This window comes from Dactylosporangium roseum, from assembly GCF_025264685.1.
In the GTDB taxonomy this organism is placed as follows: Bacteria; Actinomycetota; Actinomycetes; order Mycobacteriales; family Micromonosporaceae; genus Dactylosporangium; species Dactylosporangium roseum.
In genome coordinates, this window is record NZ_CP073721.1 from 3,385,811 (window position 1) to 3,411,280 (window position 25,470).

Annotated in this window: 24 protein-coding genes and 2 pseudogenes; 11 read left to right on the forward strand and 15 right to left on the reverse strand. The window is 69.0% G+C overall.

Annotated features, from left to right (window positions below; translation table 11 throughout):
* The first annotated feature begins 21 nt into the window (after positions 1–21).
* Positions 22–594, forward strand: coding sequence for an RNA polymerase sigma factor (locus Drose_RS15750; protein ID WP_260728948.1), 573 nt, complete (start codon positions 22–24; stop codon positions 592–594).
* Complete coding sequence (locus Drose_RS15755; RefSeq protein ID WP_260728949.1) at positions 591–1,538, forward strand: CU044_5270 family protein; 948 nt, start codon at positions 591–593, stop codon at positions 1,536–1,538. Before Drose_RS15750 ends, Drose_RS15755 begins: the two co-directional genes overlap by 4 nt.
* A gap of 674 nt (positions 1,539–2,212) precedes the next feature.
* Here the strand turns inward: Drose_RS15755 and Drose_RS15760 are convergent.
* From Drose_RS15760 to Drose_RS15780, 5 genes are read right to left on the reverse strand one after another with little or no spacing between them, the layout of a single operon-like run.
* On the reverse strand, positions 2,213–3,826 hold the full coding sequence (locus tag Drose_RS15760) for a flavin monoamine oxidase family protein (RefSeq protein WP_260728950.1): 1,614 nt from the start codon (positions 3,824–3,826) through the stop codon (positions 2,213–2,215).
* On the reverse strand, positions 3,826–7,839 hold the full coding sequence (locus tag Drose_RS15765; protein WP_260728951.1) for a S8 family serine peptidase: 4,014 nt from the start codon (positions 7,837–7,839) through the stop codon (positions 3,826–3,828). Before Drose_RS15765 ends, Drose_RS15760 begins: the two co-directional genes overlap by 1 nt.
* Positions 7,840–7,852: 13 nt before the next feature.
* A complete protein-coding gene (locus Drose_RS15770; RefSeq protein ID WP_260728952.1) occupies positions 7,853–8,674 on the reverse strand; it encodes a hypothetical protein in 822 nt (273 codons plus the stop codon).
* Positions 8,671–9,102 carry a hypothetical protein gene (locus tag Drose_RS15775; RefSeq protein ID WP_260728953.1) on the reverse strand — a complete coding sequence of 144 codons (432 nt, stop codon included), beginning with the start codon at positions 9,100–9,102 and terminating at the stop codon, positions 8,671–8,673. The genes Drose_RS15770 and Drose_RS15775 overlap by 4 nt, the downstream gene beginning before the upstream one ends.
* 6 nt (positions 9,103–9,108) lie before the next feature.
* Positions 9,109–9,912 carry a hypothetical protein gene (locus Drose_RS15780; RefSeq protein ID WP_260728954.1) on the reverse strand — a complete coding sequence of 268 codons (804 nt, stop codon included), beginning with the start codon at positions 9,910–9,912 and terminating at the stop codon, positions 9,109–9,111.
* A gap of 174 nt (positions 9,913–10,086) precedes the next feature.
* Here Drose_RS15780 and Drose_RS15785 point away from each other — a divergent pair, with 174 nt between their 5' ends.
* Entirely contained in the window at positions 10,087–10,371 is a 285-nt protein-coding gene (locus Drose_RS15785) for a sensor histidine kinase (RefSeq protein ID WP_260728955.1), read from the forward strand.
* A 48-nt stretch (positions 10,372–10,419) separates the two neighbouring features.
* Positions 10,420–10,581, forward strand: coding sequence for a response regulator transcription factor (locus tag Drose_RS15790; RefSeq protein WP_313900047.1), 162 nt, complete (start codon positions 10,420–10,422; stop codon positions 10,579–10,581).
* A gap of 22 nt (positions 10,582–10,603) precedes the next feature.
* Here Drose_RS15790 and Drose_RS15795 read toward each other — a convergent pair whose 3' ends face one another.
* Positions 10,604–10,768: a PIN domain-containing protein gene (locus Drose_RS15795; RefSeq protein WP_260728956.1), complete on the reverse strand. Its 165-nt coding sequence runs from the start codon at positions 10,766–10,768 to the stop codon at positions 10,604–10,606.
* 256 nt (positions 10,769–11,024) lie between these two features.
* On the opposite strand from Drose_RS15795, the gene Drose_RS15800 reads away from it, so the two are divergent.
* The 3 genes from Drose_RS15800 (at position 11,025) to Drose_RS15810 (ending at position 14,384) form a co-directional block, all read left to right on the forward strand.
* Entirely contained in the window at positions 11,025–11,543 is a 519-nt protein-coding gene (locus Drose_RS15800) for a SigE family RNA polymerase sigma factor (RefSeq protein ID WP_260728957.1), read from the forward strand.
* 35 nt (positions 11,544–11,578) lie between these two features.
* Positions 11,579–13,057 carry a WD40 repeat domain-containing protein gene (locus tag Drose_RS15805; protein ID WP_260728958.1) on the forward strand — a complete coding sequence of 493 codons (1,479 nt, stop codon included), beginning with the start codon at positions 11,579–11,581 and terminating at the stop codon, positions 13,055–13,057.
* Positions 13,058–13,190: 133 nt separating this feature from the next.
* A complete protein-coding gene (locus tag Drose_RS15810; RefSeq protein WP_260728959.1) occupies positions 13,191–14,384 on the forward strand; it encodes an esterase-like activity of phytase family protein in 1,194 nt (397 codons plus the stop codon).
* Positions 14,385–14,446: 62 nt separating this feature from the next.
* Here the strand turns inward: Drose_RS15810 and Drose_RS15815 are convergent, their stop codons facing one another.
* Entirely contained in the window at positions 14,447–14,617 is a 171-nt protein-coding gene (locus Drose_RS15815; RefSeq protein ID WP_260728960.1) for a hypothetical protein, read from the reverse strand.
* 215 nt (positions 14,618–14,832) lie between these two features.
* On the opposite strand from Drose_RS15815, the gene Drose_RS15820 reads away from it, so the two are divergent.
* Both Drose_RS15820 and purF read left to right on the forward strand, forming a co-directional pair.
* Positions 14,833–15,489: an HAD family hydrolase gene (locus Drose_RS15820; protein ID WP_260728961.1), complete on the forward strand. Its 657-nt coding sequence runs from the start codon at positions 14,833–14,835 to the stop codon at positions 15,487–15,489.
* Positions 15,490–15,617: 128 nt separating this feature from the next.
* Positions 15,618–17,000: an amidophosphoribosyltransferase gene (purF, locus tag Drose_RS15825; RefSeq protein WP_260728962.1), complete on the forward strand. Its 1,383-nt coding sequence runs from the start codon at positions 15,618–15,620 to the stop codon at positions 16,998–17,000.
* A 344-nt stretch (positions 17,001–17,344) separates the two neighbouring features.
* Here purF and Drose_RS15830 read toward each other — a convergent pair.
* The 3 genes and pseudogenes from Drose_RS15830 to Drose_RS15840 form a co-directional block, all read right to left on the reverse strand.
* Positions 17,345–17,488: pseudogene (locus Drose_RS15830) on the reverse strand (DDE-type integrase/transposase/recombinase); the annotation flags it as partial.
* 271 nt (positions 17,489–17,759) lie between these two features.
* Entirely contained in the window at positions 17,760–17,888 is a 129-nt protein-coding gene (locus Drose_RS39340) for a hypothetical protein (protein WP_260728964.1), read from the reverse strand.
* A 168-nt stretch (positions 17,889–18,056) separates the two neighbouring features.
* The gene (locus tag Drose_RS15840) at positions 18,057–18,920 is read right to left on the reverse strand and encodes an aldo/keto reductase (protein WP_260728965.1); all 864 of its coding nucleotides are present in this window, start codon (positions 18,918–18,920) and stop codon (positions 18,057–18,059) included.
* A gap of 105 nt (positions 18,921–19,025) precedes the next feature.
* On the opposite strand from Drose_RS15840, the gene Drose_RS15845 reads away from it, so the two are divergent.
* Positions 19,026–20,450 (forward strand): NAD-dependent succinate-semialdehyde dehydrogenase, encoded by a 1,425-nt coding sequence (locus Drose_RS15845; protein ID WP_260728966.1) that lies wholly within the window; start codon positions 19,026–19,028, stop codon positions 20,448–20,450.
* Positions 20,451–20,556: 106 nt separating this feature from the next.
* On the forward strand, positions 20,557–20,856 hold the full coding sequence (locus tag Drose_RS15850; RefSeq protein ID WP_260728967.1) for a chaperone modulator CbpM: 300 nt from the start codon (positions 20,557–20,559) through the stop codon (positions 20,854–20,856).
* Positions 20,857–21,122: 266 nt separating this feature from the next.
* On the opposite strand, the gene Drose_RS15855 is transcribed toward Drose_RS15850, so the two are convergent.
* The 5 genes and pseudogenes from Drose_RS15855 to Drose_RS15875 all read right to left on the reverse strand — a co-directional run.
* On the reverse strand, positions 21,123–22,790 hold the full coding sequence (locus Drose_RS15855) for an FAD-dependent oxidoreductase (protein ID WP_260728968.1): 1,668 nt from the start codon (positions 22,788–22,790) through the stop codon (positions 21,123–21,125).
* Between the two features lie 182 nt (positions 22,791–22,972).
* Positions 22,973–24,124, reverse strand: a complete 1,152-nt coding sequence (locus tag Drose_RS15860) for a glutathione-independent formaldehyde dehydrogenase (RefSeq protein ID WP_260728969.1) — start codon at positions 24,122–24,124, stop codon at positions 22,973–22,975.
* Between the two features lie 362 nt (positions 24,125–24,486).
* Positions 24,487–24,807, reverse strand: coding sequence for a hypothetical protein (locus Drose_RS15865; RefSeq protein ID WP_260728970.1), 321 nt, complete (start codon positions 24,805–24,807; stop codon positions 24,487–24,489).
* A 25-nt stretch (positions 24,808–24,832) separates the two neighbouring features.
* A complete protein-coding gene (locus tag Drose_RS15870) occupies positions 24,833–25,048 on the reverse strand; it encodes an RskA family anti-sigma factor (protein WP_260729991.1) in 216 nt (71 codons plus the stop codon).
* An 85-nt stretch (positions 25,049–25,133) separates the two neighbouring features.
* Positions 25,134–25,331 (reverse strand): annotated as a pseudogene (locus Drose_RS15875) (sigma factor-like helix-turn-helix DNA-binding protein); the annotation flags it as partial.
* Positions 25,332–25,470 lie beyond the last annotated feature (139 nt).

Below are 25,470 nucleotides of genomic sequence, written 5' to 3' on the forward strand. Positions count from 1 at the left end.
TTGGGTGATGCGGTGCTACCGGTGAGTCTGGGCGATGCCGAGATCATCGGCCGTTCCCGCACGCACCCCGACCTGTTCGGGGCGTTGTTCGAGCGTCACTCCGGGACGTTGTTCCGTTACGCCTGTCGCAGGGTGGGTGCGGAGGTTGCCGAGGATGTCGTGGCCGAGACGTTCCTCGCAGCGTTTCGGCAGCGAGCCCGATATGACCTGAATCGCAGTGACGCCCGACCGTGGCTATTCGGGATCCTGGTCAAGGAGGTATCGCGGCACCGCCGGAAGGAGACCTCCCGGCTGATGGCACTGGCTCGCGCCGTTGAACCCGACCAGGTTGACGGGCTGGCCGACCGGATCGCTGAGGATCTGACGGCGCGAAGTGCACGCGCGCGCCTGGCAGCCGCGCTGGCCGGGCTGAACCTGCGGGATCGGGATGTGTTGACGCTGATCGCGTGGCAGGAGATGTCGTACGAAGAGGTCGGTCGGGTGCTCGGGATCCCCGTGGGAACGGTGCGATCACGGTTGAACAGGGCCCGGCGCCAGATGCAGCAGATGTTGGGAACGCGTGAACTGGCTGGCGTCTTTGAGGAGTGGGCATGAAGACAGGAACGGTTATGCAGCAATTGGGTGAGGCGCTCGATCCGCCCGCTGGCCTCGAGCCGTTTCGGGCGCGACACCGCGTGTTCAGCGGGTTGAGCACCGCGCCGCCGCGGTGGCGCGGACGCTTGCTGCTCGCCGGTGCCGCCGCGGCGGTGGCAGTTCTCCTGGCCGGCGGCATCGCCGTTGTCGCGGTCAGAACTGTTCCCGGTACACCCGCCCAGAACCCTGAGGCACTTGCACTGTTGACCCGCGCCGCTGCGTTCGTCCGGCTGGAATCGCCTCTGTCGCCGAAGGTCGACCAGTTCGTGTTCGTTGAGATCAAGGCTTGGAGTCCGGGACGAGGTCCGGATGCCGAGCGGGTGGCATTGATCAGGTCGTGGCGTTCGGTCAACGGCGACGTCGACGGGCTTGTGCAGCGCGACGCGCCCGACGAGGGCGGTCATCTCGAGTTTCCGATTCCAGGCTGTCGCAACGGCCGGGCGTCCGAGTGGACCGACGACGGCCGTCTCGACGCCACCCGTACCCGGCCGTGCGAGTCGGAACCCGGCTATCGAGCCAACCTGCCAACCGGCCCGGACGGCATGCTGACCTTCCTGCGGCACCTCCCAGCCGTTGCGGCAGGCAGCCAGAGCGCGTTCGCGGCCGCGGCGGACCTGCTGCAGCAGACCTACATCCAGCCGCAGGCACGTGCCGCGCTGTTTCTCGCAGTGGCCAAGCTGCCGGGGATCACGGTTCGCTCTGACGTCACCGACGCGGCCGGCCGGGCAGGCGTCGCAGTCGGACAGGGCAACAACACCGTCCGACAGGAATTGATCTTCGAATCGGAAACCGGTCAGTTCCTCGGGACACAGATGAACATCCTGGGCGGCGAGTCGACCGCGCTTCGTCCCACCGCCCTACTGCGAAACACGATCGTGAATCGCATCGGTGAATTGCCGGTGTAAGGAGATACACCCCGACATGCCGGCCCGGGACGCTGGAGAGAGCCGAGAAGCCCTCTCCAGCGTCCCATCGAGAGGACCGTAGGCCCTACGGGTAGTAGTACGTTGGGCTCTGCGCGACGAACTGAAGGTGTCCCGGGCACAAGCAGTCCTGGTAAACGTCGACCTGTGTCCGTGCGGCACCGCTGCCGGGGATGACCCATTCCTGGACCGGGTATTGGCCAAGGGGCGGGCCCGGGAGGACACCGGGACACGTCTACAAGTCCTGCGTGGCCAGCTCTCATCCCCGCACCGGCTCTTCGGAGAAGTCACTTCCGGACCCGCCGGCACCAAGCCTACACCTCGGCCCTGGGCCACGTCTTGACACAGAGGGGAGCCATGACAGTGCACGTGATCAAGCTTGGATCCGACTGCCAGCGCCGAGCCCTGCCAGCATGGAATTCGCCGTCGGCCTACCCGGTCGCTGGCTTGTCACCTTACGGTCCGGCGCAATCATGGAGTTGACCGCCGGCGGCTACCGTGACGTCTCGGCCGCTGAAGACGATGACGTCGCGGTCGCCGAGCCGGCCCACCGCCACCGCATTCACCGGTCCGCGGTGGCCGCAGCGTCGAGGGTAGCCACGCGACTCTCCTCACGTCGTACCCGCAGATTCTTGGTGTTCCCGCAGTAGGTCTGTTCAGCCGGCCGGGGCGGTACTGCCGGTGGCGGCCACCAGGACCGGTTCGGGCGGCTTGTTCAGCGGCCGGCAGATCTGGTCTACGAGCAGCCGGGCAGCCCGCTCGCCGGACCGGATGGCGCCTTCCATGTAGCCGAAATGGTCCATCTGGGTGTGCTCACCGGCGAAGAACAGCCGGCCCTGAAACGGCTCGTTCAGTTTTTTGCCGACCCTGAAGACCTCACCGACTTGAGGTGAGGAATAGCCGGTCCGGATGAACGGCTGTCTTGACCAGTCGACGAGCATCGTCTTTCGCAGGTTGCGGAGATAGCCTGAGTCCCTGTTGCGGGGATCGGCAGGGTAGAGGCGGCCCAGCCCCTTCTTGTAGTCGTCGACGCTCGGCGTACGCGCCCCGGTGAACACGCTCAACACGATGTCCTGGCCTTTAACGCGCGTCTGGTTGTCCGTACCTTCCCAGACCTGCCCAATCTCCAGCGAACCGCCCAGCGGCGCAAAACCGTCCTTTACCCAGAACCGCTCCTTGACATTGCTGAAGAACTTCACCGCCGCGCCCGAACCCATAAGCCCGATGACGTCCTTCGGATGGATCGGCGTGATCTCGAGATCGCCCCAGACGGACGGCGGTACGGCGAAGACCACGCAGTCGTAGCGGCGGGTGTCCATCAGCGGGTTGGCCGGGATCTTCTCGCGCAGCCACTCGTCGAACCGGGTGTTCTTCGTACTCCGCGCTGTCACCAGCACACCACCGCCCTGGGGACGCAGGTCGATCCGGCGAACACCCATGTTGCGGATGACGCGGCAGCCCTTACTGGCGTGCACGTCGCCGGCGATCGCCTGGGCCAGACGCTGGCAGCCGTCACCGCATCGGTAGATCTCCAGCTCGTCCCAGTAGCCCATCAGCGGGTCCGGCGCGATGGTCACCGGTTTGCCCGCTCTCTGCCCCGTCTGACCGCCCCGGATCAGGCAGAGCAGGGCGAGGAAGCTCATGTGCTCAAGCCGAGATACGTTGTTGTTGACGAGCAAATGCTCCATCGCCAGCCACAGCCGCTCGCTCGTGCTGACGCCGAACCGATTCTTCAGCGCATCCGCCACGGATGTACGGTCGTATGTGTCCAAGCCGGGCTGGTTCCAGGGCTCGCTCTCCTTGCCGGATTGGATGCTCGTGCGGGCGAACTCGGCCATCGGCCGCAGCACCCGGTTGATCTTCTTCTCCTCGATGTCTGCGATCTCCTCGCTCGTGAGCAGCCGGTCGAGGATTATCCGCTCCTGCATCTGTTGGCCGCGGTACAGTTCGGCGTCCATGCGGCTGATCAGCGAGATGCCGTACTCCTTGGCCAGCGCGCACCACCGCGTGTGGATCGAGCCGATCAGCTCGGCCCCGGCCTCGGTGATCCTGCCGTTCGCGAACGTCGAGTCGCTCAGCACCCGCCCGCCGACCTGCGCCCGCGCCTCGTACACCGTCACCTTGACGCCCCACCGGGCCAGCGTGCGTGCCGCCATGAGTCCGCCGAGCCCACCGCCCACAACGGCCACCTTCAGGCTGGCTGCCCGTGTGAGGCACTCCTTAGACGGTGTGTCCGGTTTTGTATCTTCAGTGTCCCGGTAGCTGTCCATCACCGGCTCCCGCTGGTCTCGAGGGTCACTTCGTCGTCGCTGACGCGGTCGCCGAAGTCCTCGATGTCGTCGAAATCCTCGCTGTACTCCGAGCCCGCACCTTCCAGCCCGAGGGTCGCGCTGAGGTCCGGGTCGAGCGCGGCTTCAGCATCCGCTGTGTCGAAGGTGTCCAGGTCTTCGACGTCGGTCAAGCCGCCGACAGCCGTGAGCCCGGCGTCGAACGGTTCCAGATCAGCGTCGTGCGTTGCCTCGTGGGATTCCTCTTCGCCGGGCCCGGTCGCGGCCGCCGGCCTCGACATCAGCTCGGTCAGGCGCGTGGCAGGCACGGCGCAGTGGACCTCCTTGACCTTGGTCACGAACAGCCGGTCGCTGCGCTGGGCGTAAAACCGGTCCCCGATCGTGCCGGTCTTGCTGCCGGGCCTGTAGTAGAGGTATAGCTGCAATGACGGATTCAGCCTGAGCCAGTCGGTCCACGCCGCGACGTCCCCGGCGTACGTTGTGTCGAACGCCCACACCTGGCTCAGCCGGGCCAGCGCTCCCTGCCCCATCGCCGTGTCGGTGCGGCTCGCGGCGAGCGGTTCCAGCACGTCGTAAGCACGGGAGTGTCCGGCGACGGCGAGCTCCCGCAGCGACGGGGCGGCCACGCCCTGGACGGCGCCGACCTGGGTTAGGACCTCGTTGACGACGGCGTTGAGCACGGCCGGTTTGCCGAGGGGATGCCAGTGTGTGTGGCCCCGGCCGAAGACGACCTCGCCGCACGGGTTGCCCCAGTCCAGCAGCGGTACGACGAGGACGACCGGCTGGCCCGACGCGTCGACGATCCGGCCGAGCTCGAACGGTGCGTCGGTCACGAACCCGGCCGGAACCCGCTTGGGCCGGGTACAACCACGCAGCAGGCCGTGGGCGAAGATCAGTAGGTCCACGTCTCGCCGGCCGAGCGCCGCCTTCGGGCAGAACACCGCGACCGGCTGCGGAAGTGTCCGCGAGGCGAACGTCCACAGCTTCCCGCCCCGGTGGTCGGTCAGGTCCGCCGTGGCCTTGATGCCTGGGCGGTACTCCCAGTGCCACTCCTCGGTGGCGATCGGCTGGAACCCGTACGCCGCCGCGTGCGTGCGTAGCCAGCCGTGGAACCAGCTCTGCCGCCACCGGCACCTGGACGGGTCGTCGGAGTCGTTGAAGATCTCGTTGCCCTTGATCCGGTCCTGCCAGAGGTCGATCGCGATACCGCCCTGGTGATTACTGAAACCGGGTGCGGCGATGCGGCCGCCGATGCCGTAGCCACCGTCGCCCTTGGGCCGCAGCATGTAGTCGACGGCCGCGTCGGAGTGCGGTCCGTCCGCGATCTTCGCCCGAGCCGCACGAGTCCGGTCGTAGTACTTGGTGGCGAAGTAGCCCAGCCAAAGCCCCTTCTGGTGGTCACTGCCGCGGTAGCCACTGGCTGCCGTCACCTTGACGGTCCGCAGTGCGTCGGCATCGCCCGCCTTCCTTGCCGCCGCGAGGTCGGAGTTCGCCGCCTCGAGTAGGCGACGGGCCGCCTCTGCCGTCGCTGTCGCGGTCCGGACACACGTGGTCTTGCCACCCTTGGTACGGCAGGTACCCGGGACGTCGCTGAGCTCGTCCTCGCGCAAGTCCCGCTGCGGAGCGCCCTTGACCATACGGCTCCGGGCGATATGCGCGGCCAGCACACGCGAGCGAAAGTCCTCCTGCTCCGCCGTTCCCTTCCACGGTCCCGGATCCGAGGGACCGGCATCCTCACCGAACGAGTCACGGAGCGAGTCGGTCGAGCCGCAGCCGCAGCCGCGCTCCTCGAACGTCTGATCCGGCGGGTCCGGCTCCCGGTCCAGTCCGAGCGGCCGGGTCCGGTCCTCGGCGTCCGTTGCGTAGGCGGCTCCGGCGTCCAGACCAGGCAGCGGTCGCAGGATGAGCTGCCCCTGCGACAACCATCGCAGCGTGCCCACCAGGTCAAGTGCCTCGCTGTCAAGCACCGTGCACCGGCCCGGCTCATTCCAGCCCAGCGCCACCTCGATGAGCACGTCACCCGGGCGGGGAGCGCGGTCCGGGCACCGGCCCGGCCGGCACACGACAGCGTAGCGTTCCTCGATCCAATGCGCGACCGAGCCGAAGGGCCGGTAGATGTACTCCCGGTAGGCGATGGCGGGGGCCACCGGAAGCGCTGGCTGGGTGGGCACGAAATCCATGGTCGACTCCTCGATGCCGGGCGCGACTGCCTTGGCCGCCAAGGCCCGTCGTACCGTCAAAATCACCTTTGGGACGTTGAGGTAGCCGCAGCCGAGGCGGCGATCGGGGTCGGGCGAGCGGGGCGGGTCGCAGCTCGCGAGGACGGCCGAGCGGATCTCCCTGGCGGTGAGTTGATGGCCGGCTAGCGAAAAGCTCAATGCCAGCGCTCCGGTCACATGGGGTGCTGCCATGCTGGTTCCAGACTTGCGGACGAGCAGACCGGCGTTGCGGCTGGTGCCGGCGGCCGCAGACCGGCCCGCGAGGACTTCGCTGCCGGGCGCGCCGACATCCGGCTTGCAGCGCCCGTCGCGGGTCGGGCCAGCACTGGAGAAGGGGGCCACCGGCCGGGCCGGGTCGTGGCCGTTGTAGGCGCCGACCACCAGCGGGAGGCGGCTGTTAGCGATGGTGCCGGTAGTGCAGGTGGGGCTGCTGTGCCGCCGGGTGAACCGCGCCTGGCAGGGGCGGCACACGTCGTCGCGCTCCAGCCAGGCGTCGAACCGGCCGTCGACCACGCGGCGGGCCTCGAGCGTCACGGTCCACGTTCCGGCGAGACCGACCGGGTACAGGAACGCATCGACGTGGTTCAATCCGTTGTTGGGGTCCCGGTCCCGGTGGTAGATCCGGCCGATGACCCGCCCACCCGCGCGGACGTCCGCCCGTTCACCGAGCCGGACCGGGCGACCACCGGTGTAGCCGGGCGGATCGATCCGCACCACGAACTCGTCGTCACCGCCGTACCAGATTTCCAGCTCGTTCAGGGTCGCGTCGCCCGGTTCGGTGACGAAGCTGAACGACCGGGTCTCGCCCGGCCGGAGGGTGCCCGAGGCATGCGTGCGGGCCTGGTAGTAGTTCCCGGCGCTCTGCACAATGAACCGGCCGGGCGCCTCGGCAAGCAAGGCATCGAACGCCAACTCGACGAGAGTCGCACCGTCGTGCGGCCCACCGTGCCGACCGACGCTCACGTTGACCACCCAGGGCCTGGCGCCGGCGGTACGAGCAACGAAGTCGACCGCTTCGAGCAGCCGGACCGAGTCGCCGAGGTTGGCCAGCCCGCCCGTGTCACGGTCCGCCAGATGCACGAAGACGAGATCAGCCTCGGGCGCGATGCCGACCGGCCCACCCCCGCGACCGTTGCCGGCCGCGATGTCGAGGACGTGCATGCCGTGCGTACCGGTACCGCGGTCGGCGATCGCGGGGTGGTAGCCCAGCCGCTCGTACGGCCGCGGATCCCGCAGCGCCGCGTCGATCGCCGCCCGGTCGTGGACAGTCCCGTACCCGTACGGCTGCAGCCCGTCCGCGTCCCCGCGGTCACGCTGGTCCCACAGCGCCAGGAAACGAGTACCGCCCACGTCGTCCGCGTCTGGTTCGGGCGGGAGGCGCAACGCCGCGGCATCGACGTCGACGCCCCAGTCCACCGCGGCCACGACGACACCCCTGCCGGTCACCGCGAGTTGGGGATCGCGGCGGACGTCGGTGGCCCGGGCCGGTCCGGCGGCGGCCGGCGCCTCGGCCGTGGGCGCAATGCCCGGGCTCAGCGACCGGGCCGCCTTCAGGCTGATGACATTGGGGTGGGCGCGCACCGCCAAGACCTCACTCGCGGGGACGCGGCAGGTCGCGATCGCACCGAACCGAGACACCATCCGGACGTCCGGGACCTCCACGTCCGGCCGGGCGAGGCGAATGATCGCCTCGATCACCCGATCACGATCGGTATCCGTCTCGGCGAGATCTTCCCAGAGAGCTGGATCCATCGACAACTGCGTACGTTCGCTCACCGCCGCCCGTCTCCTAGCTGCGACCGGCGGAAGGATTCCCAATCCCATCGTCACGCGGGACTGTGACGAAGATACTTTCCCGGCGGCCGTCGGCTTCTGCGGTCACCAAAACAGTCTGCTCGTCCGACAGCTTCGGCACCTCGAAGCTCCCGTCGTCCTGCACCTCCAAGAATTGGGGGGTGCTGGACCTCCAGCGGATCGTCGCGGCGACCTCACGGCCCTTCCCGTCGAACGCGAGTCCGAGGAACTTGCCGCGCTGGCCGCCGGCCAGCTTCGGCTGGTTTATCTTAATGTGGTCGACAGCCGTGCCTCGCTTGCGGAACGCGCCCACGGCCGCGATGCCGGCGACTGCCGCGCCGCCGAGCACCCGGGGGTCCAGCAGGTAGCCCTCCAGCCCGGGGCGCGTGCGCTGCGGAGACAGCAGGAGCAGGGGCGCGAACCGCAGTGCGGCGCGCAGGATGTCGTGGCTCTCGAGATCGGCCCTGAACGTGTCCAGGGCCTGGTCGACCGCGACGCTGCCGACCGCCACGTACGTGGCGCGACTCGCCCGGCGATTTGCCTGGTCGAGGGCTCGGCGCAGGGAATCCTCACCGACCTTGGTTTCAAGGTCCAGGTTACGGATCGCTGCCACCGTCTCGCGCGGCGTGGGTGGCCGACCCGCCGCGGTCGGCGTCAACGGGCGCGGCCGGCCCTGCGCCATGCGGCGGCGGGCAGCGGCGATCTGGCGGGCGCGCCGACGTCGTTCCGCCTCCGTTCGCGTTTCATCGCTGTCGAAGTCCTCGGCTTCCTGGTCGAAGTCTTCGGACTCGTAGCCGTTCAGTGTGCCAATGCTCATCTACTTTCCCCCCGGCTCGTGCCAACTCGGCTGTCGTCGTCCGTGGTCGCGGCCTGGTCGTCGTCGATGCCGGTCACCGATAGCTTCTCCACCGCCGGGCCGACGAATTTCTGGAACAGCGCCACGTCCGGCGCGATCCAGCCGGGCGAGCCCTCGCCGTGGCAGGCCGGGCAGCCGACCCGCGATCCCCAGCAGTCGCAAGCGCCGAGCGCCGCCGCGAGCAGAACATTGGTGTCGCTGTTGTGCGTTGGTTCGTACCCTGCAGCCCCTGCCGCGTCGAAGACCCGGCTCGCGTCGAGACCGCTGCCACCCGCGCCGCCCCCTTGGGCGAACCGCGTCACCGCCTGCTCGGCCAGCCGTTCCGCGAAGACGGCCGGGTCGGCGAGCACCTGCGCCAGCAGGGCCATCACGTCATCCAGCTCAGCCATGATTCGTCAGTGCACTCCGTCAGAGTCGAGCGCCTCGGCGAGCTCGAGATGGTCGGCGTCGATCAGGCTCGTGTACAGCACCTGGTGAGCGGCGGGCGTGCCGTAGGCCAGGCTCTCGCCGTCGTCGCCGCCGCGTTCGAGGTACCGTAGCTGGTCGGCGTCGGCGGCCGCCTGGCCAACGATCTGGCTGAACATGCCCAGCAGTTGGGCGACCGGAATGCCGCCGACCACCTGCCGGCCGCGCTGGCCGAACGCGGTCGACAGCAGGCCCTGCAGGAGTTCCCGCTGGTTCGCCATGAAGAACGCCCTGGCGGCGGCGGCCGATCCGCCGGCGACCGGCGACGCCACGGTCGGCATCGCGGGTACTCCCGGAGCCACCGCGGGAACCGCCGGGGCCGGGGCTGGTTGCGCCGCCTGCCGGGTCGGCATCGCGTTGGCTGCGACCGTCCCGAGCCGACTGCCCAGGGCGGTACCCGCCGGACCGCCGATCACGGTGCCGAGCGCGCCTCCAGCGACCGGCGCGACGCTGCGCACGATGGACGCCACCGCCGGATCCGCCAGTAGCTGGCCCGCACTTTTGCCGATCTGGCTGACGCCTTTGGCGAAGTTGAACGCCTCCGCCGGGTTCATCGCGTTGACGACCTCGGCCAGGGCACGGTCGAGCTCCTCGTCGCTGGCGCCCGCGTACTCCTCGCGCAGCGTCTGTCGCAGGACGTCGGTCACGCGAACGGCCCCCGGATCGGCCCACTGCTGGTCGTCCGTAACCAGCGCATCGTCCAGCGCATCGTCGTACGAATCGAGAAGACTCATGTGACCCCACCCCCTCTGCGCAGAGTAGAGGCGTTCTGTCACTGGTCCGTCACCCCACGGATGTGGGGTGACCCGCAGCAGCGGGCTCGCCCTGGCTCGTCGCCGCGCCGCAGATCGCCGGTACCGGTCGAACTCGACCTTCATGCCTGCCCGCGCCTGCCTCCAGTGGTTGAGGTGGCCGCCTACCACGTCGCCTCCGAAGCACTGACCAACGCGGCCAGACACGCCCACGCCACGGTGGTGCACGTGCATGCGGCAGCCCGGGACGCCGCCCTGCACCTGTCGATTCGTGACGACGGTGTCGGCGGCGCCGACCCGAACCGCGGGACCGGCCTCACCGGCCTCCAGGACCGCGTCGAGGCACTCGGCGGACACCTCACCATCACCAGCCCCACCGGCGGCGGCACCGAGCTGCTGGCCATCATCCCGACCACATTCATCCCCTGCGGTCTTGGGTGAGCGGACCAACGACCACCGGACGGCCTGACCCCGCGCGAGCTGGACATCCTGCGCCTCGTCGCGACCGGCTCGACGAACCGCGAGATCGCCCGCCGCATCCACGTCAGCGAGGGCACCGTGAAGAACCACGTCTCGCGCATCCTGACCCGCCTCGGCCTGCGCGACCGCACCCAGGCCGCCGTCTACGCCCGCGACCGCGGCCTGCTGTAGCCCCGCCGTACGAAACCGCTGCCTAACGGCGGGCGTGGCGGGCGGACGTCACCGTGAACGCCGCCGTCACGAGGGCCAGCGCCAGCCCCCCGACCAGGACCGGGCTCGGGCCCACGGGACGGCCGGCGGCGCGGAGCGCGCCCATGAAGTCCAGCGCCGGGACGTTGTTGATCAGGAGGTACCACACAATCCGCCGAAGAGCATGCCGAGGCCCGCGTTCACTGCGGTCGAATGCGGTCAATATCTGTCGGTGCGGCTGCCGCCGTGTTCCCGCCCTTCCTGGTCCGCTGCGGTGCCCCGCAGGGGGCCGGCCGTTTCTTCTGTGCCTCTTGCGCGAGTTCTCTGCTGCCTGACCGCCCAGGTGTCCAGGGCCTCGCGAATTTTTCGCTGGAGACCCCTCCTTACCCGCCGTGCTGGGCGTGTCTGATGGTATGGAGGTGGCGGTGGATGCCGAGGACACGTTCGCGAGCTATGTGCGGGACCGGACTGCGGCCTTGTCGCGGATCGCATATCTGCTGACCGGCGACGCGCACCTGGCCGAGGACTTGGTGCAGGAGACGTTGCTGGGCGTGGCCGGCCGGTGGCGGCGGATCGCGGCCGGCGGCGACCCGGACGCGTACGTGCGCCGCGCCCTCTACCACCAGCACATCTCGCGCTGGCGGCGCGGCCGGCGCCGGCCGGAACTCGTCCACGAACCGGCAGACCGGCCGCTCTCGGACCCGACCGCGACGATCGCCGACGGCCTGACACTACGCCGGGCGCTGGCCCGGCTGGCACCGGGCCAGCGCGCGGTTCTGGTGCTGCGCTTCTACGAGGACCGCACCGAGAGCGAGATCGCCGAACTGCTCGGCTGCCGCGTCGGGACGGTGAAGAGCCAAACCCGGGACGCGCTGGCCCGGTTGCGCCGGTACGCACCGGAACTGGTCGAGCTCGATTTCTCGCAGGCGGAGGTAGGACGTTGAGACGGACCGGGCCGGAACAGTCCAAACTGCCGCTGATGTTGGCGGCCGAGGCCGACCGGATGGCGCCGGCGCGCGTGCCGGAGGACCTCTGGCGCCGCGGACGACGCCGGTACCAGCGCCGGCTCGCTGGCGCCGTCGTGGCGGTGCTGACTGTGCTGGCGGTGGCGCTGACACTCCCGGGCATGCTGGAGCTGGCCGCCGAGCCGCCGTCAACGGTCGCCGCGCCCGCCGGTGGGGCCGTGCCTGGACGGGTGTTCGACCCGCGGGTGTGGCAGGCGCCGGTGACGCAGTCCCCGGGGGGTTCCGCGGCGGTACTGCTCAGCGGTTCCGGCAAGGGGCTCGGCGGGGGAGACCTGCCCGGGATGTACGGGTCCAAGATCGCTTCGGTGGGCCGGGACGGGTCGTACCGGATGCTCCGGTACGCGGACACCTACCTGCAGGTCGGCCAACAGGTGCAGCTCTCGCCCGACGGCCGGTTCGCGGTCGGGCCGGACGCCGTCGAGGACCTGATCGGGTCTAGCCAGACCCAGGGACGGTTGAGCGTCGTCAACCTGGCCACCGGGCATACGCGTCACTTCAAGGGGCTACCCGCCGCCGTGCCGGTGGCCTGGCAGCCCGACAGCGCGGCACTGCTGCTGTGGCATAAGCCGGGATCACCTCCGATCAAGTACGGGGAAACACCCCCGTTCGACGGCAACGAGACGAAGTACGGCTACGTCGGCGGCTCGCTGTGGCTGCTCGACGTGGCCACCGGGGGCAGCCGGAAGGTCCTCGACATCGGCACGGCGGCGTTCGACCCGATCAACTCGGCCGCCTTCGCTCCGGACGGCCGCCACCTCGCCGTCCAACTCGACCGGACGCTGGCCCTGGTGAACACCGCCGACGGCAGCTCGCTCACGCTGGCCACCCTCAGCGCGGGACAGCGTCTGGCCGGCACCGGCGCGTTCACCGCCGACGGTACGAGACTCGCCCTGTTCGACCGTGACGGCTGCGCCGTGGCCTGCACCCACGCCGCACGGAACCAGCGACAATGGCGGCTGGTGACCCTGGACGCCGCCACCGGCCAACCCGGGCCCGACGGCGGGTTCGACCGGGTGCCCGGCGCGGTGGTACGGCTGGCCGGCTGGCAGCGCAACGGCACCGCGGTAGTTGTCACCTACCAAAACCAGCAGGGCCCCGACTACGACCGGGAGCCGTCGCTGGAGTTGCCGACGGCGTACCGGACCGTCTCCGCGGCCAACCTGCTCGCGGTACGACCCGGCGGCGGCACGACCCAGCTTATCCACCCGGAGGGTGTGCAGATCTGGGACATCGACGTCGCGCACGACTTGGTGCTCGACGGCCGCTTCGGCGGCCCCTCCCCCAAACCGGCCGTGTTCCCGGCCGCGGGGTGGCTCTACTGGCTGGTGCTCACCCCGACCGCCGGACTGCTCCTGATCGTCGTGCTCATCGTGAGATGGCGGCGGCGCGCACGCCGCTGGCGCCCGGCTCGCGATAGCGGGGCCGGGACATGATCAGACCATCTCGTTGCCAGAGACCTCGTCGGCCTGCTGTAGCGACTGACGAGAACGCACTGCCCAACGTCACTCGCCGCTACCCGAAAGGCCCAGTGTCAGAGATGCGAACCAGTTGAGGAGGAGTTCGCTAGTGAAAACGAAACTGAGCGCATCGGCCGCCGCGGTCGCGCTGGTCATTGCCACGGCCGGGCCGGCGTACGGGGGTGACGAGCCCGCGCCTGGTGAGGCCCAGTTGCACCAGTTCGCCAAGCTGCCGGCACAGACGTTCGTCCCCGGTAGCGAACCATCCGGCTCCCGGCTCGGCACCGCGCCGATCAACGGCATCACGCCACCATTCGCCAACCAGCCCGTCCAGGGCTTCAGTGGTGTCCTCCGCAACGCCGACGGCTCGTTCGAGATGCTGTCCGACAACGGCTACGGCAACAAGGCCAACAGCGCCGACTTCATTCTGCGCATCCAGCGCGTCAAGCCGAACTTCCACACCGGCGCGGTCGACGTGGTCGGCGGGATCAACCTCACCGACCCGAACAACCACGTGCCGTTCCCGCTGACCCGGCCGGATCGGGTGCTCAGCGGCTTCGACTTCGACCCCGAGTCGATCGTCCGGCTGCCCGATGGGACCTATTGGATCGGTGACGAGTTCGGCCCGTTCCTGCTGCACTTCGACTGCGCCGGCCGGTTGCTGTCGCCGCCGGTGTCATTGCCCGGCGTGTTCTCGCCGGAGAACCCGTTCCGCGGCACCACCCCGGCCAACCTCGGCGGCAGTAAGGGCTTCGAGTCGATCGCTATCTCGCCGGACAGGCGCACCCTGTATCCGCTGCTGGAGGGCGTCGTCGCCGGCGACCCCGCCGGCAGCCTGCGGCTCAACGAGTTCAGCGTGCAGTCGGGCGCGTACACCGGCCGCACCTGGCGCTACCAGTTGGAGAACCCCGCGTATGCGGTCGCCGACGCGGTGATGGTCAACCAGCGCCAGATTCTGGTCATCGAGCGAGACAACAATCAGGGCGACGCCGCCCTGTTCAAAAAGATCTATCTGGCCGACCTGCGCGACCGCGACGGCAACGGTGCGATGGACAAGACCGAGGTGGCCGACCTGCTGAACCTTGCCAACCCGCGCGGGGTCGGTGGCTTCGGTGACCCGTTCCGGTTCCCGTTCTTCACAATCGAGAGCCTGCTGATCCTCGACAACCGCACCCTGCTCATCGCGAACGACAACAACTTCCCGCTGTCGGCTGGCCGCACGCCTGGCAAGCCCGACGACAACGAGATGATCGCCGTTCGCCTCGGTACCACGCTCGACGTCGACCACCGGGTCCTCCACTAGCTTGTAGATCTTGGACTCCTGTACCTGTCATGACAGGTACAGGAGTCCAAGATCGTGGCGCGTCAGCCGGCGACGTCAGGCGCGGTTCGTCGGTCAGCAGCGTGCTTGTCCGTAGCCCTGCGGGGGATGACGAACGCGACCGACTCGACCAATGCGCCGAGCAACAGCAGGCCAACGCCTATGGGCTTCTGCTTGTCGCCGCTGACGAGATTGACACCGAATCCGACAAGCACCGTTGAGGTCGTTACCGACGCCGCCGCAGTGTACCCAGGTGTGCTCGACGACCTGATACCGCAGGCGTGGCACCACGTCAAGCTGGCGCCAGATCGGTGAATCGACCAGCACACCAGTCTCGTTGAAGCGGATCGCGGCACCCCCAAGCAGCCGCTGAACAGCACCCTCAACATGGGGCGACGGTACCCGACGTCCTTGACGATAGGGTCGCTCGGTGGACCTTGACGATGTGGCGGCGCTGCACGTCTTCGACATGGATGGCACCTTGCTGGTCGGCACCACCGCGAGCCGGCAAATCGCGTCGATACACGGTAGCGAGACGCAACTGCTGGCCCTGGAGCGCAGATTCGCAGCCGAGGAGATCGATACTCGGACGTTCGCGGTCGCCATCCACCAGCTATGGCAGGACCTTCGTCCAGAGATGGTCGCCGCGGCGTTCGCGGCGAGCCCGTGGATGACCGGCGTCGCGGAGGTCTGCGCGGACATCCGCGCCCGCGGCGAGGCCTCCGTCGTGATCACGATGTCGCCGGACTTCTTCGCCGGGCACCTGACCGCATGGGGTTTCGACACCGTGATGGCATCGGTGTTTCCGGCGCTGCCCTTCGTCGACGTGATCGATCCCGCACGGATTCTCACTCCCGAGCACAAAGTCCTCGTCGTTGACGACCTGCTCCAGCGGCACGCACTGCCACGTTCGCGTTGCGTCGCGTACGGAGACTCGATGTCCGACGCGCCGCTGTTCCGGTCCCTGGAGGCGACCGTCGCGGTGAACGCCGATCGGCATCTGGCCGGTCTGGCCGCCAGCGAGTATCGGGGCGATGATCTCCTCGAGGCATACCGGCTCGGGCGCAGCCACCTGGACCGGGCGTAGTAACCGACGACCCGGCCTGGATGCAGCGGATAAACATGCGCGTAGCCCGCCTCCCAGCTCGGGATGAACCAGGTCGTGGGCGCCTGCCGGTTCCTCGCCGGCCTCGCCGATTCCGTATAGTTCGTCCGGTGGCAGACGGCAGTGACAGCCCCAAGGAAGCCTGCGGCGTCTTCGGCGTACGCGACCCACGTCAACCCGTAGCTCACCTCACCTACCTCGGCCTGTTCGCCCTGCAGCACCGCGGCCAGGAGTCCGCCGGCATCGCGGTCAGCGACGGCGCGAAGATCCTGGTCGACAAGGACATGGGCCTGGTCTCCGCGATCTTCGACGAGCACCGGCTGCGGGCGCTGCCTGGCATCATGGCGATCGGCCACACCCGCTACGCCACCACCGGCGCCAGTGCCTGGCACAACGCCCAGCCGGTCGCCCGCCAGGCCGGCGACGTGTTCTTCGCCCTCGGCCACAACGGCAACCTGGTCAACACCGCCGAACTCGCCGCCGGCCCCGCCGACGTCAGCGACAGCGACGTCGTCGCCGCGCTGCTCGCCGGCGCCCTCACCGCAGACGGCGGCGGAGACCTGATCGCCGCGCTGTCCGCCGTCCTGCCCCGGCTCGAGAGCGCCTACTCGTTCGTCATGATGGACGAGACCCGGCTCATCGGCGCACGCGACCCGCACGGCTTCCGGCCGCTGTTCCTCGGCCGGCTCGACACCGGCGGCTGGGTTCTCGCCTCTGAAACGCCCGGTCTCGACGTCGTCGGCGCCCGTGTCATCCGCGAGATTGACCTTGGCGAGGCCGTTGTCATCGACGACGACGGTGTGCACAGCGTCCAGTTCGCCGCGTCGCGGCGTCGCGCGCTGTGCTCGTTCGAGTTCGTCTACATCGCCCGTCCCGACGGCCGGCTCGCCGGTGTCGGCGTCCACGCGGCCCGCCGCCGGATGGGTCAGGCTCTCGCCCGACAGGCGCCCGTCGACGCCGACATGGTCATGCCGATTCCCGACTCGTCGGTCCCCGGCGCTCAGGGCTACGCCGCCGAGTCCGGTATCGAGTATGGCGACGGCCTGATCAAGAATCGCTACATCGGCCGCACGTTCATTGCACCGACCCAGACACTGCGGGACAACGCCGTACGGATCAAGTTCAACGCGATCGAAGACAACGTAGCCGGCAAACGGTTGGTCGTCGTCGAGGACTCGATCGTGCGGGCCACCACGCTGCGCGCCACCATGCGGCTGCTGCGCGACGCCGGCGCGGCCGAGATCCACCTGCGCGTGCTCTCCGCCCCCTACCGGTGGTCCTGCTTTTACGGCCTGGACACCGCCGACCGCAGCAGACTGGTCGCCGCCACCATGACCGTCGACCAGATCCGCGACCACCTCGGCGCAGACTCCTTGGCATACCTGGAACTCGACAGCATGCTCACGGCGATCTCTCCCGAGCCCAACGGATTCTGCACCGCCTGCATGACCGGCGACTACCCCACACCGATACCCGGCATGCTCGCCAAGTAGATCCCGATAGCTCGTGGACCCACGCCGCTGCTGTAGCCCACGGCGCCAGACCTCAAGCCCGTCATAGCCCAAACAACAATCGCAGAGAAGGCAGTATGAAGCGCCCGTCGGAATTCGGGGCGCCCAGGCGGCAAACGGGGGGTAGGGCGGGCGGGAGCGACTGGGCAGCTCCAATCCGACCTCCGACAACAGATGGGATCGCGCGACGGTCGGCTGACGCGGGCACGACGGCGCCGTTGCGTTGTGGGATCGGCGGACACGTTGAACCTGTGTCGGGTCCGCGGTCAGATCGTCCGGGCGAGTTCGGTGAACGCCGCGGCGACCGAGTCGAGATGAGTACGTCGACGTCCGTGTTGGTCGATGGCGCGATAGACGTACCGCCACACGCCGTTGACCTTGATGTACGTCTCGTCGACATACCACCTCTCAGCAGGGGCGTGACGCGTGAACCGGGCGGCGTCGGTCAGCAACGGCGTGAAGTGCTGCACCTATGGGAAGAGCGAGGATGTGACGCCTGGTTGGTGGCGGTGTTCATGTTGTCGCGGTCGGTGATGTAGTCCAGCAGCAGGGAAGCGGCCGGCTCGGGGACCGGTGAGGCCGGTTCCCCGAGGCGGAGAAGTACTGCTTCTCCGTCGTGCATGACGTCGTCGACGGTGAGCTGGACGATCCGAGTGAGGGCTGGGCGTAGAGAAGCACGATAACGCCGGCGACGCGGAGGTTCTTCGGCGTGTCCGAAGCCGCCCGCCGCCGCGCCCACCGTCACGCCCCGCGCACGTACACGGTGGTCCGCGGCGACACCCTGAGCAAGATCGCCCGCACCTTCTGCGGGAACGCGACCCGCTGGCCGGACATCCAGCACGCGAACGGCATCGCCGACCCGAGCCGCATCCCCCGGCCAGGTCCTGACCATCCCGATGCCCTGACCCGCTCGTTATCGTGCGGCCCGCTCAATGCCGTCGAGGAGCAGGTCGAGGGTGAACTCGAACTCGGTCTGGCTGTTGCACCAGCCGAGGGTCGGGTCGGTCGCGGCGTGGACCTCGGCCATCACCATCGCGGTCAGGTTCGGCAGGGCCCCGGCCATCGCGGACTTGGGCCGTCCGGCGGCGGGAACGCGCGGTCCAGGTCGGCGAAGTCCTCGGCGGTGAGTCGCACGTCCAGCGCGGCACGGTTCTCCGCGGTGTGCTCCGGGTGGGCGGCCTTCGGGATCGTGGTGATCCCGTCCTGGCGGATCACCCAGGCCAGCGCTACCTGCGCCGAGGTGACATCATGCCGCTCGGCGACGGCGATGACCGCCGGGTGGCGCAGGACGGTTCCCCGGTGGTCGAACGGCGCGTAGGCCATGATGGTCAGCCCGGACCGCTGGCACGCCGGCAGCAGATCCCACTCGATGCCGCGGCGGGCCAGGTTGTACAACACCTGGTCCGTCTGCACGGAGTGGCCGTTGGGCACCGCGGTGGCCGCTCGCAGGTCGACGGTGTCGAAATTGCTGACCCCCCAGAACCGGATCTTGCCCTGCTGCTGCAGCAGCGTGAACGCCTCGACGGTCTCGTCGACGGGCACCGGGCCGGGCCAATGCAGCAGGTACAGGTCGATGTGACCGGTCCGCAGCCGGTGCAGGCTGCGGTCGCAGGCCTCGATCGCGCCCGCCCGGTCGGCGTGCTCCGGCAGGACCTTCGTCACCAGGAACACCTCGTCGCGGCGGCCGACGACCGCGTCACCAACGAGCCGTTCGGCGGCGCCGTCGCCGTACATCTCAGCGGTGTCGATGAGAGTCATCTCCAGGTCGAGGCCCAGCCGCAGCGCGGTGAGCTCCTCGTCGCGGCGCATCGGGTCCTCACCGAGGCCCCACGTTCCCTGTCCCAGCACGGGAATCTGTTCACCGGCCGGCAGTCCCACCATCCGCATGCTCAACGTCTTCATCGCAGCGCATTACCTCGGCCCCGGGTGGGCAAACCCCGGTTGGTTCAGGCGATGCTCGCGGGGTAGCAGTCGGGGTCCCCCATTCGTTGCGCGAGGGAGTAACCCATGTCCACGTCCTCCGCCGTCCGGCACAGCCCGATCGCCACCGTCAACCCCTACAACAACCAGCTCGTCCGTGAGTTCCCGCCGATGAGCCCGGAGGCCGTCGACAACGCGGCGCAGAACGCGCAGCATGCATTCCAGTCCTGGCGCCGGGTCGGCGTCGACGAACGGGCCACGCTGGTCGGCCGGGCCGCGCGGCTGCTGCGCGAGCGCGGCGAGGAACTGGCCGAGCTGGTGACGCTGGAGATGGGCAAGCTCATCGGGCACAGCCGCGCCGAGATGGACCTGTCCGCGAGGATCCTGCAGTACTGCGCCGATGAGGGGCCCGGGTTGCTCGCCGACGAGCCGTTGGAGCTCGACGGCGGGTCGGCCGCTATCGTCAACGATCCCCTGGGCGTGATCGTGGGCGCCCAGCCGTGGAACTTCCCGGTGTACCAGGTGGTGCGGTTTGCCGGACCGAATCTGGTGCTGGGCAACACGATCCTGCTCAAGCACGCGAGCAACACCCCGCAGTCGGCGCTCGCCATGGAACGGCTGTTCACCGACGCGGGGATACCACAGGGGGTGTACACCAACCTGCTGATCACCGGCTCCGAGTTCGATCGCGTCGTGGCACTCGACGTCGTGCGCGGCGCGTCGCTGACCGGCAGCGAGCGCGGCGGCGCCAGCGTCGGGGCCGCGGCCGGGCGCAGCATGAGGAAGAGCGTCCTGGAACTGGGCGGCAGCGATCCGTTCATCGTTCTCGACGGCGACAACTTCGACCACACCGTCGATGCGGCCATGGCGGGGCGCATGCACAACATGGGGCAGAGCTGCGTGAGTGCGAAGCGGATGATCGTGATGTCCGGCGCGTTCGACCGGTTCGTGACCGCGCTTGCCCAGCGTATGCGCGCGCTGCAGCCCGGTGATCCTGCCGACGAGGCCACCACGCTGGCGCCCCTGTCCTCGGAGCGGGCCGCCGAGAAGCTGTTGGACCAGGTCCGTGATGCCCTCGACAAGGGGGCGATCGCGGTCGTCGGCGGCGGGCGGGTCGATCGCCCCGGCGCATTCGTGCAACCCACGGTCCTCGTCGGCGTGACCCCGAAAATGCGCGCCTTCCACGAGGAGTTGTTCGGTCCGGTCGCCGTCGTGTATCGGGCGGGCAGCGACGACGAGGCGGTCGCGCTCGCCAACGACTCGCCCTACGGCCTCGGCGGTGCCGTGTTCGGCAGCGATCCGGCGCGGGCCCGGTCGGTCGCACGCCGGGTCGAGAGCGGGATGGTGTGGATCAACCACCCGACGTCGTCCGAGCCGAACCTTCCCTTCGGCGGCATCAAGCAGTCCGGGTACGGGCGTGAGCTGTCCTCGATCGGCTTCAAGGAGTTCGCCAACCGGAAGCTGGTCGTGACCATGCCCGCGGACACGCCCATCACCGACGCTCTCGGCTAACCGGAGCCGCCCGGAGCTGTAGATCAACCTCACGTCAACCGACATGAGTGATCTCGCCGTAGCACGTTTCCATGATCCATGACTCGTTCGAACCGCGAGGGGCATCATGACCTATGCGCTGGTGCGGCCACGGTACCTGTCGCTGGACGCGTTCGCTGCCGCCGCCAGACTGCACCCGGAGTTGGTCGCCCGGCTCGCCGCCCTGGGACTGTTGGAGCCGTCCGTGGACGCCCGCGGCATCCGCTGGTTCCGGGCGGTGGACTTGGCCGTCGCGGCGCGGATCCACCGGCTGTACACCGGTCTGCCGCTCAACTACGCCGCCATCGGTGTCCTGCTCGACCTGCTCGACCGCATCGACGAACTGGAAGCAACGCTCAGGAGGCGGTCATGGACCTCAACCGACTGACCGAACGATCTCAGCAAGCCCTCCACGACGCCCAGCCAAGGCCGTGCGCTTCGGCCATTCCGAGGTCGACGGGGCCGCGCCGTCCTAGCCGCGAGCCAGACCGCTCGCTCGCCCCGACCTTGATGGGTCCGGGGCGAGCGGCCTTCTCTGGTGCTGAGCGACGCGTATCAATGGGCGACGACGATGCGGTTCTCCACGGTGGTGATCCGCCCGCGCAGGTCTTCCGGCGACGGCTGCACCCGCGGACGCACCGAATGCGGATTGGGCTATCGGAGGGTAGCTGCGGCGTGGTCGGCGACGCGGCCGGTGCTCTGGAGGTACTTCCATACCAGCCGCACTGCCGTGGCGCCTTCGCCCACGGCCGAGGTGACCCGCTTGATCGACCCCCGGCGCACGTCACCGGCGGCGAACACGCCGGGCAGGCTGGTCTGCAGCAGAGGCCGTTGCTGCGGGCCTGACTCGTCGGTGTCCGGGCCGGTGAGGATGAAGCCGTCCTCGTCGGTGGTGACCTGACCGGTCAGCCAATCGGTGCACGGCCGCGCGCCGATGAAGACGAACAGCGCACGGGCGGGAATCTCGTGGCGCTGCCCGGTGCGCTGGTCCTCGACCACGAGCCGTTCGAGGGTGTCGCCGCCCACCAGCTCACGCACCTCGGTGCGGAGGTGGATCTGCACGCCCGGTGTCGTCTCGACCCGGTCGACCAGGTAGCGTGACATGGTCTCGCGGAGGTTGCCGCAGCGGGCCAGTAGGTGCACGACGCGCGTGTATTTCGACAGGAACAGCGCTGCCTGGCCCGCCGAGTTGCCGCCGCCCACGACCGCAACCGGGTCGTCGCGGCAGAACAGTGCCTCCGAGAGGGTCGCCGCATAGTACACGCTGGTCGCTTCCAACGCTTCGAATCGCGGAGCGTCGAGCTTGCGGTACTGGACGCCCGTCGCGATCAGGACGGTCCGTGCTGTGACCTCACCGCCGTCGTCGAGCTCGATGACATAGTTGCCTTCTCGTTCCTCCAGCCCGCGCGCCCGAGCCGGCACGCTGAAGCTGGCTCCGAACTTCTCCGCCTGGACGACCGCCCGCTCGGCCAGTTCCCCGCCGGAGATCCCGGCAGGAAAACCGGGGTAGTTCTCGATCTGTGACGATCGGCCGGCCTGACCGCCGGTGGCGAACTCGTCGAGGGCGACCGTCGCCAGCCCCTCCGAGGCGCCATAGACGGCGGCGGCGAGGCCTGCCGGGCCGGCCCCGACAATGGCGAGGTCCCACACCGTGGCGCCGGGTCGAGGTGCGGGCAGGCCCACCGCCTGTGCTAGCTCCGCGTTGCTCGGGTTACGCAACACCTGCCCGGCCGGGCAGATCACCACCGGAGTCTCCTCCGGTCGCACGTGCAGTTCGCGCAGCAGTGTCTCGGCGTCCTGATCCTTCTCCAGGTCGACCCACTGGTAGGGGATGCGGTTACGGGCCGCGAACTCGCGCAGCCGCCGGTTGTCGGGCGAGAAGCAGGATCCGATGATCCGAAGCCCGGCGCCGCGGCCAATGAGCAGGGAGCGGCGGATCAGGTACGCCTTCAGGACCAGGTCACCCAGCGTGGAATCCCGCGCGATAACGGCCTTGAGACGGTCGACCGGAACCCTGAGGACCTCGCCCGGCTCGCGCACCTGCGATGTGAAAAAGGCGGCCTGGCCGGTGACAAGGCTCAGCTCTCCCAGAAACCGCTTGGGGCCGTGCACGCTGATGACACGTTCCTCGCCGCCGAACCCCTCGACATCGGCTACCTTGCCGGCGAGCACCACGAAGAAGTCGTAGTTCTCCTCACCCTCCCGGATGAATACCTCGCCCGTCTCTGCGCGGTGGCGCTGCCCCCCGGCGGCGAGGGCCTGAATCTGGGCGTCATCCAAGCGTGGGTAGGCCCCGTAGCGGTCCGGCGTCTCGACCAGCATGTTCACATCCACCCCCTCGCCACGAACGCGATCTACCCGAAGCGTCGCCGGCTAACCCCCGTTCCCCGCTGTGTCGGGCTCACAAAGCTCCGAGCATCCAGCGGCCTGAGCGTTCGTATTGACCGCCGTCGCCCGAGAATCGCTTCGAGGCTTCACACCGGACCGGGCGCGAATCCTCCGCGTCAGAGGTCCGGGTGCATGATCACCTTGGTCCAGCCGCGCTCACGCTTGTCGAAGTGCTCATAGCCCTCCGGGGCTCGGTTCAACGGCAGCTCGTGTGACACGACGTACGACGGCCGCGCCTTGTCCTCCACGATAAGGTTGAGCAGCGCCCGGTTGTAATCCTTGACGTTGCATTGCCCGGTGGCCATCGTCTGGCCCTTGGTCCAGAATCCGCCGTGGTCGAAGGCGACCTTCCCCTCCTTGTACAGCCGATCCGGGCTGCCCGGGTCCTTGGGTACGAAGACGCCGACGACGCCGATCGTGCCGGCGAACTTGACGGTCTGCACGAGTGAGTTCACCGTCATCTCCGGGTGCTCCTGCCCGGACGCGTCGTGGGCCTGGTAGCCGACGCACTCGCAGCCCCGGTCCGCGCCGACGCCGTTCGTCTCCTCCATCACTCGGTCCGCCACGGACTCCTTGGAGGCGTCGATCGGAATCGCACCGATCTTCGCGGCCAGTTCCAGGCGGTCCTGGTGGTAGTCGACCACCATGATCTTCGAGGCATTCTTGATCGTCGCCGAGAGTGCGGCCATCTGACCCACCGGCCCGGCGCCGTAGATCACCACCGAGTCGCCGGGCTGCACGCAGGCGAGCTGCGTCGCGTGCCAGCCGGTCGGGAAGATGTCGGCAAGCATCACGTAGTCGCGCTGCCGATCCCGATCGCGAGCGTTCTCCGGCAGCACGAGGCAGTTGAAGTCACCGAAGGGCACCCGCAGCATCTCGGCCTGGCCTCCCTCGTACGGGCCCATGCCGGCGAAGCCGTACGCGGCGCCGACCATGTTCGGGTCCGGATTCGTCCGCAGGCAGAAGGCGGTGAGGCCGTGCTCGCAGTTCGCGCAATACCCGCAGGAGATGTTGAACGGCAGGCATACCATGTCGCCGGCGCGGACCTTGTCGACGCCCTTGCCTGCCTCGACCACCTCGCCGAGGTTCTCGTGGCCGAGGATCCGGCCGGTCTCCATGTCTGTGCGGCCGTCGTACATGTGCAAGTCCGAGCCGCAGATGTTGGTGGTGGTGATCCGGACCAAGACGTCTTGCGGGTGCTCGATGCGGGGGTCCGGCACGTCCTTGACCGCGACGGTACGCGGTCCCTCGTACACGACAGCCTTCATGACCGCGCAGTACCCGGCCAGTGGGCGTTGAACTGGCCGGCCGGGCGAACCGGGGGAGGGCTCACGTAGCGGCGGGCGGCGTCTCTGTCCGACAGCATCCTTGACCCGGTCCTCGCGCGCGGCCCGATCTACCGGCCCGCACCAGACGCCCAGCCCAAGGCCTGCTAGTAGGGCAGCCGCACTGAGCGCGTTTTGGCTGGTAACCGGGTTGTTCTGGGGCTGGGTGATCATGGAGGCAGCCGCCTCGCGGTGCCGAGGCGTGCTTGCCCGCGACGAGTTTGATCGCTCGTGCGGTCCATGGGGTGTCGACAGCCGTCGGCGGGTCGCGGGACCGGGCGCCCGGTCGCGGCACCGCCACGCGGTCAGTGCTGTCGGTGTTGTCCGTTGCGGCAGAGTGCTTCTTCGAGCTGGTCTTCGAGAATGATGATGCGGCAGGCGGCGTCCAGCGCGGTGCCCTGGTCGCAGAGTTCCCGGGCGCGTGCGGCGAGGCGTAGCTGGTAGCGGGAGTAGCGGCGGTGGCCGCCGAATGTCGCGGCCCAGACAATCGGTACACCCGTTGGCCGCCGCAGCCCGGTGTCCGCCGGGGTGAGCACCGGCTCACCGGGCAGCCGGCAGCCGAGGCACCCGGCCCCGGCGCAGCCGACGTCGGCGGAGGCACGCCGCACCGTCGGGTGTGGCAGCACCGTCTCCGGCTCCGCTCTCAGGCGACTACGGCCCCCAGATGAGCCTCGCCGAACTCCCAGTCCGCCAGCAGCTCGCGTCGGCTGTCGAGGGCCGAGGTGCCGGTCGGCCACTCGTCCGCAGCTCGCCGGTCTCCAGCCGGCATACGTCGCTCTGCGCCAGATGGCGGGTGAACGCGGCCCATTCCACCTTGTCGACCGCGTCGAGCGCATACGCACCGGCCAAGGCGTGGATGTCGGTCATCGGGCCGCCTGTCCACCGAGGCAGTCCGCAACCGGATCAGCCCGTCGCGCATCCTCGTCTTCACCGCCGGCAACCGGACGTTCAGCAGCTCAGCGACCTCCCGGTAGGAGCGGCCGTCGTAGTAGGTGAGGGTGATCGCCTGCCGCTGCCCAGCGGTCAGCCCGTCCAGGCAGCGCCGTTCCTGCCGGTGCTCCAGCCGCGTGACGACTTCCTCGGCGACGTGGCGGCCCTCGCCGCGTGGCGGTCGGCCAGCCCGAACGAACGGTTCACGTGGGTCGATCAATGGAGTGCACGCACAGCGCCCGGCGACTGTACCCGCCTGCTGGTCATTGGGCTTGCGGCCGGCATGTCCCGGTTCGACCGGCGCTCCGGCGAAGCCGACTCGCCGGTTGATCCATACCGACGGGCAGGTCCGGCCAGCG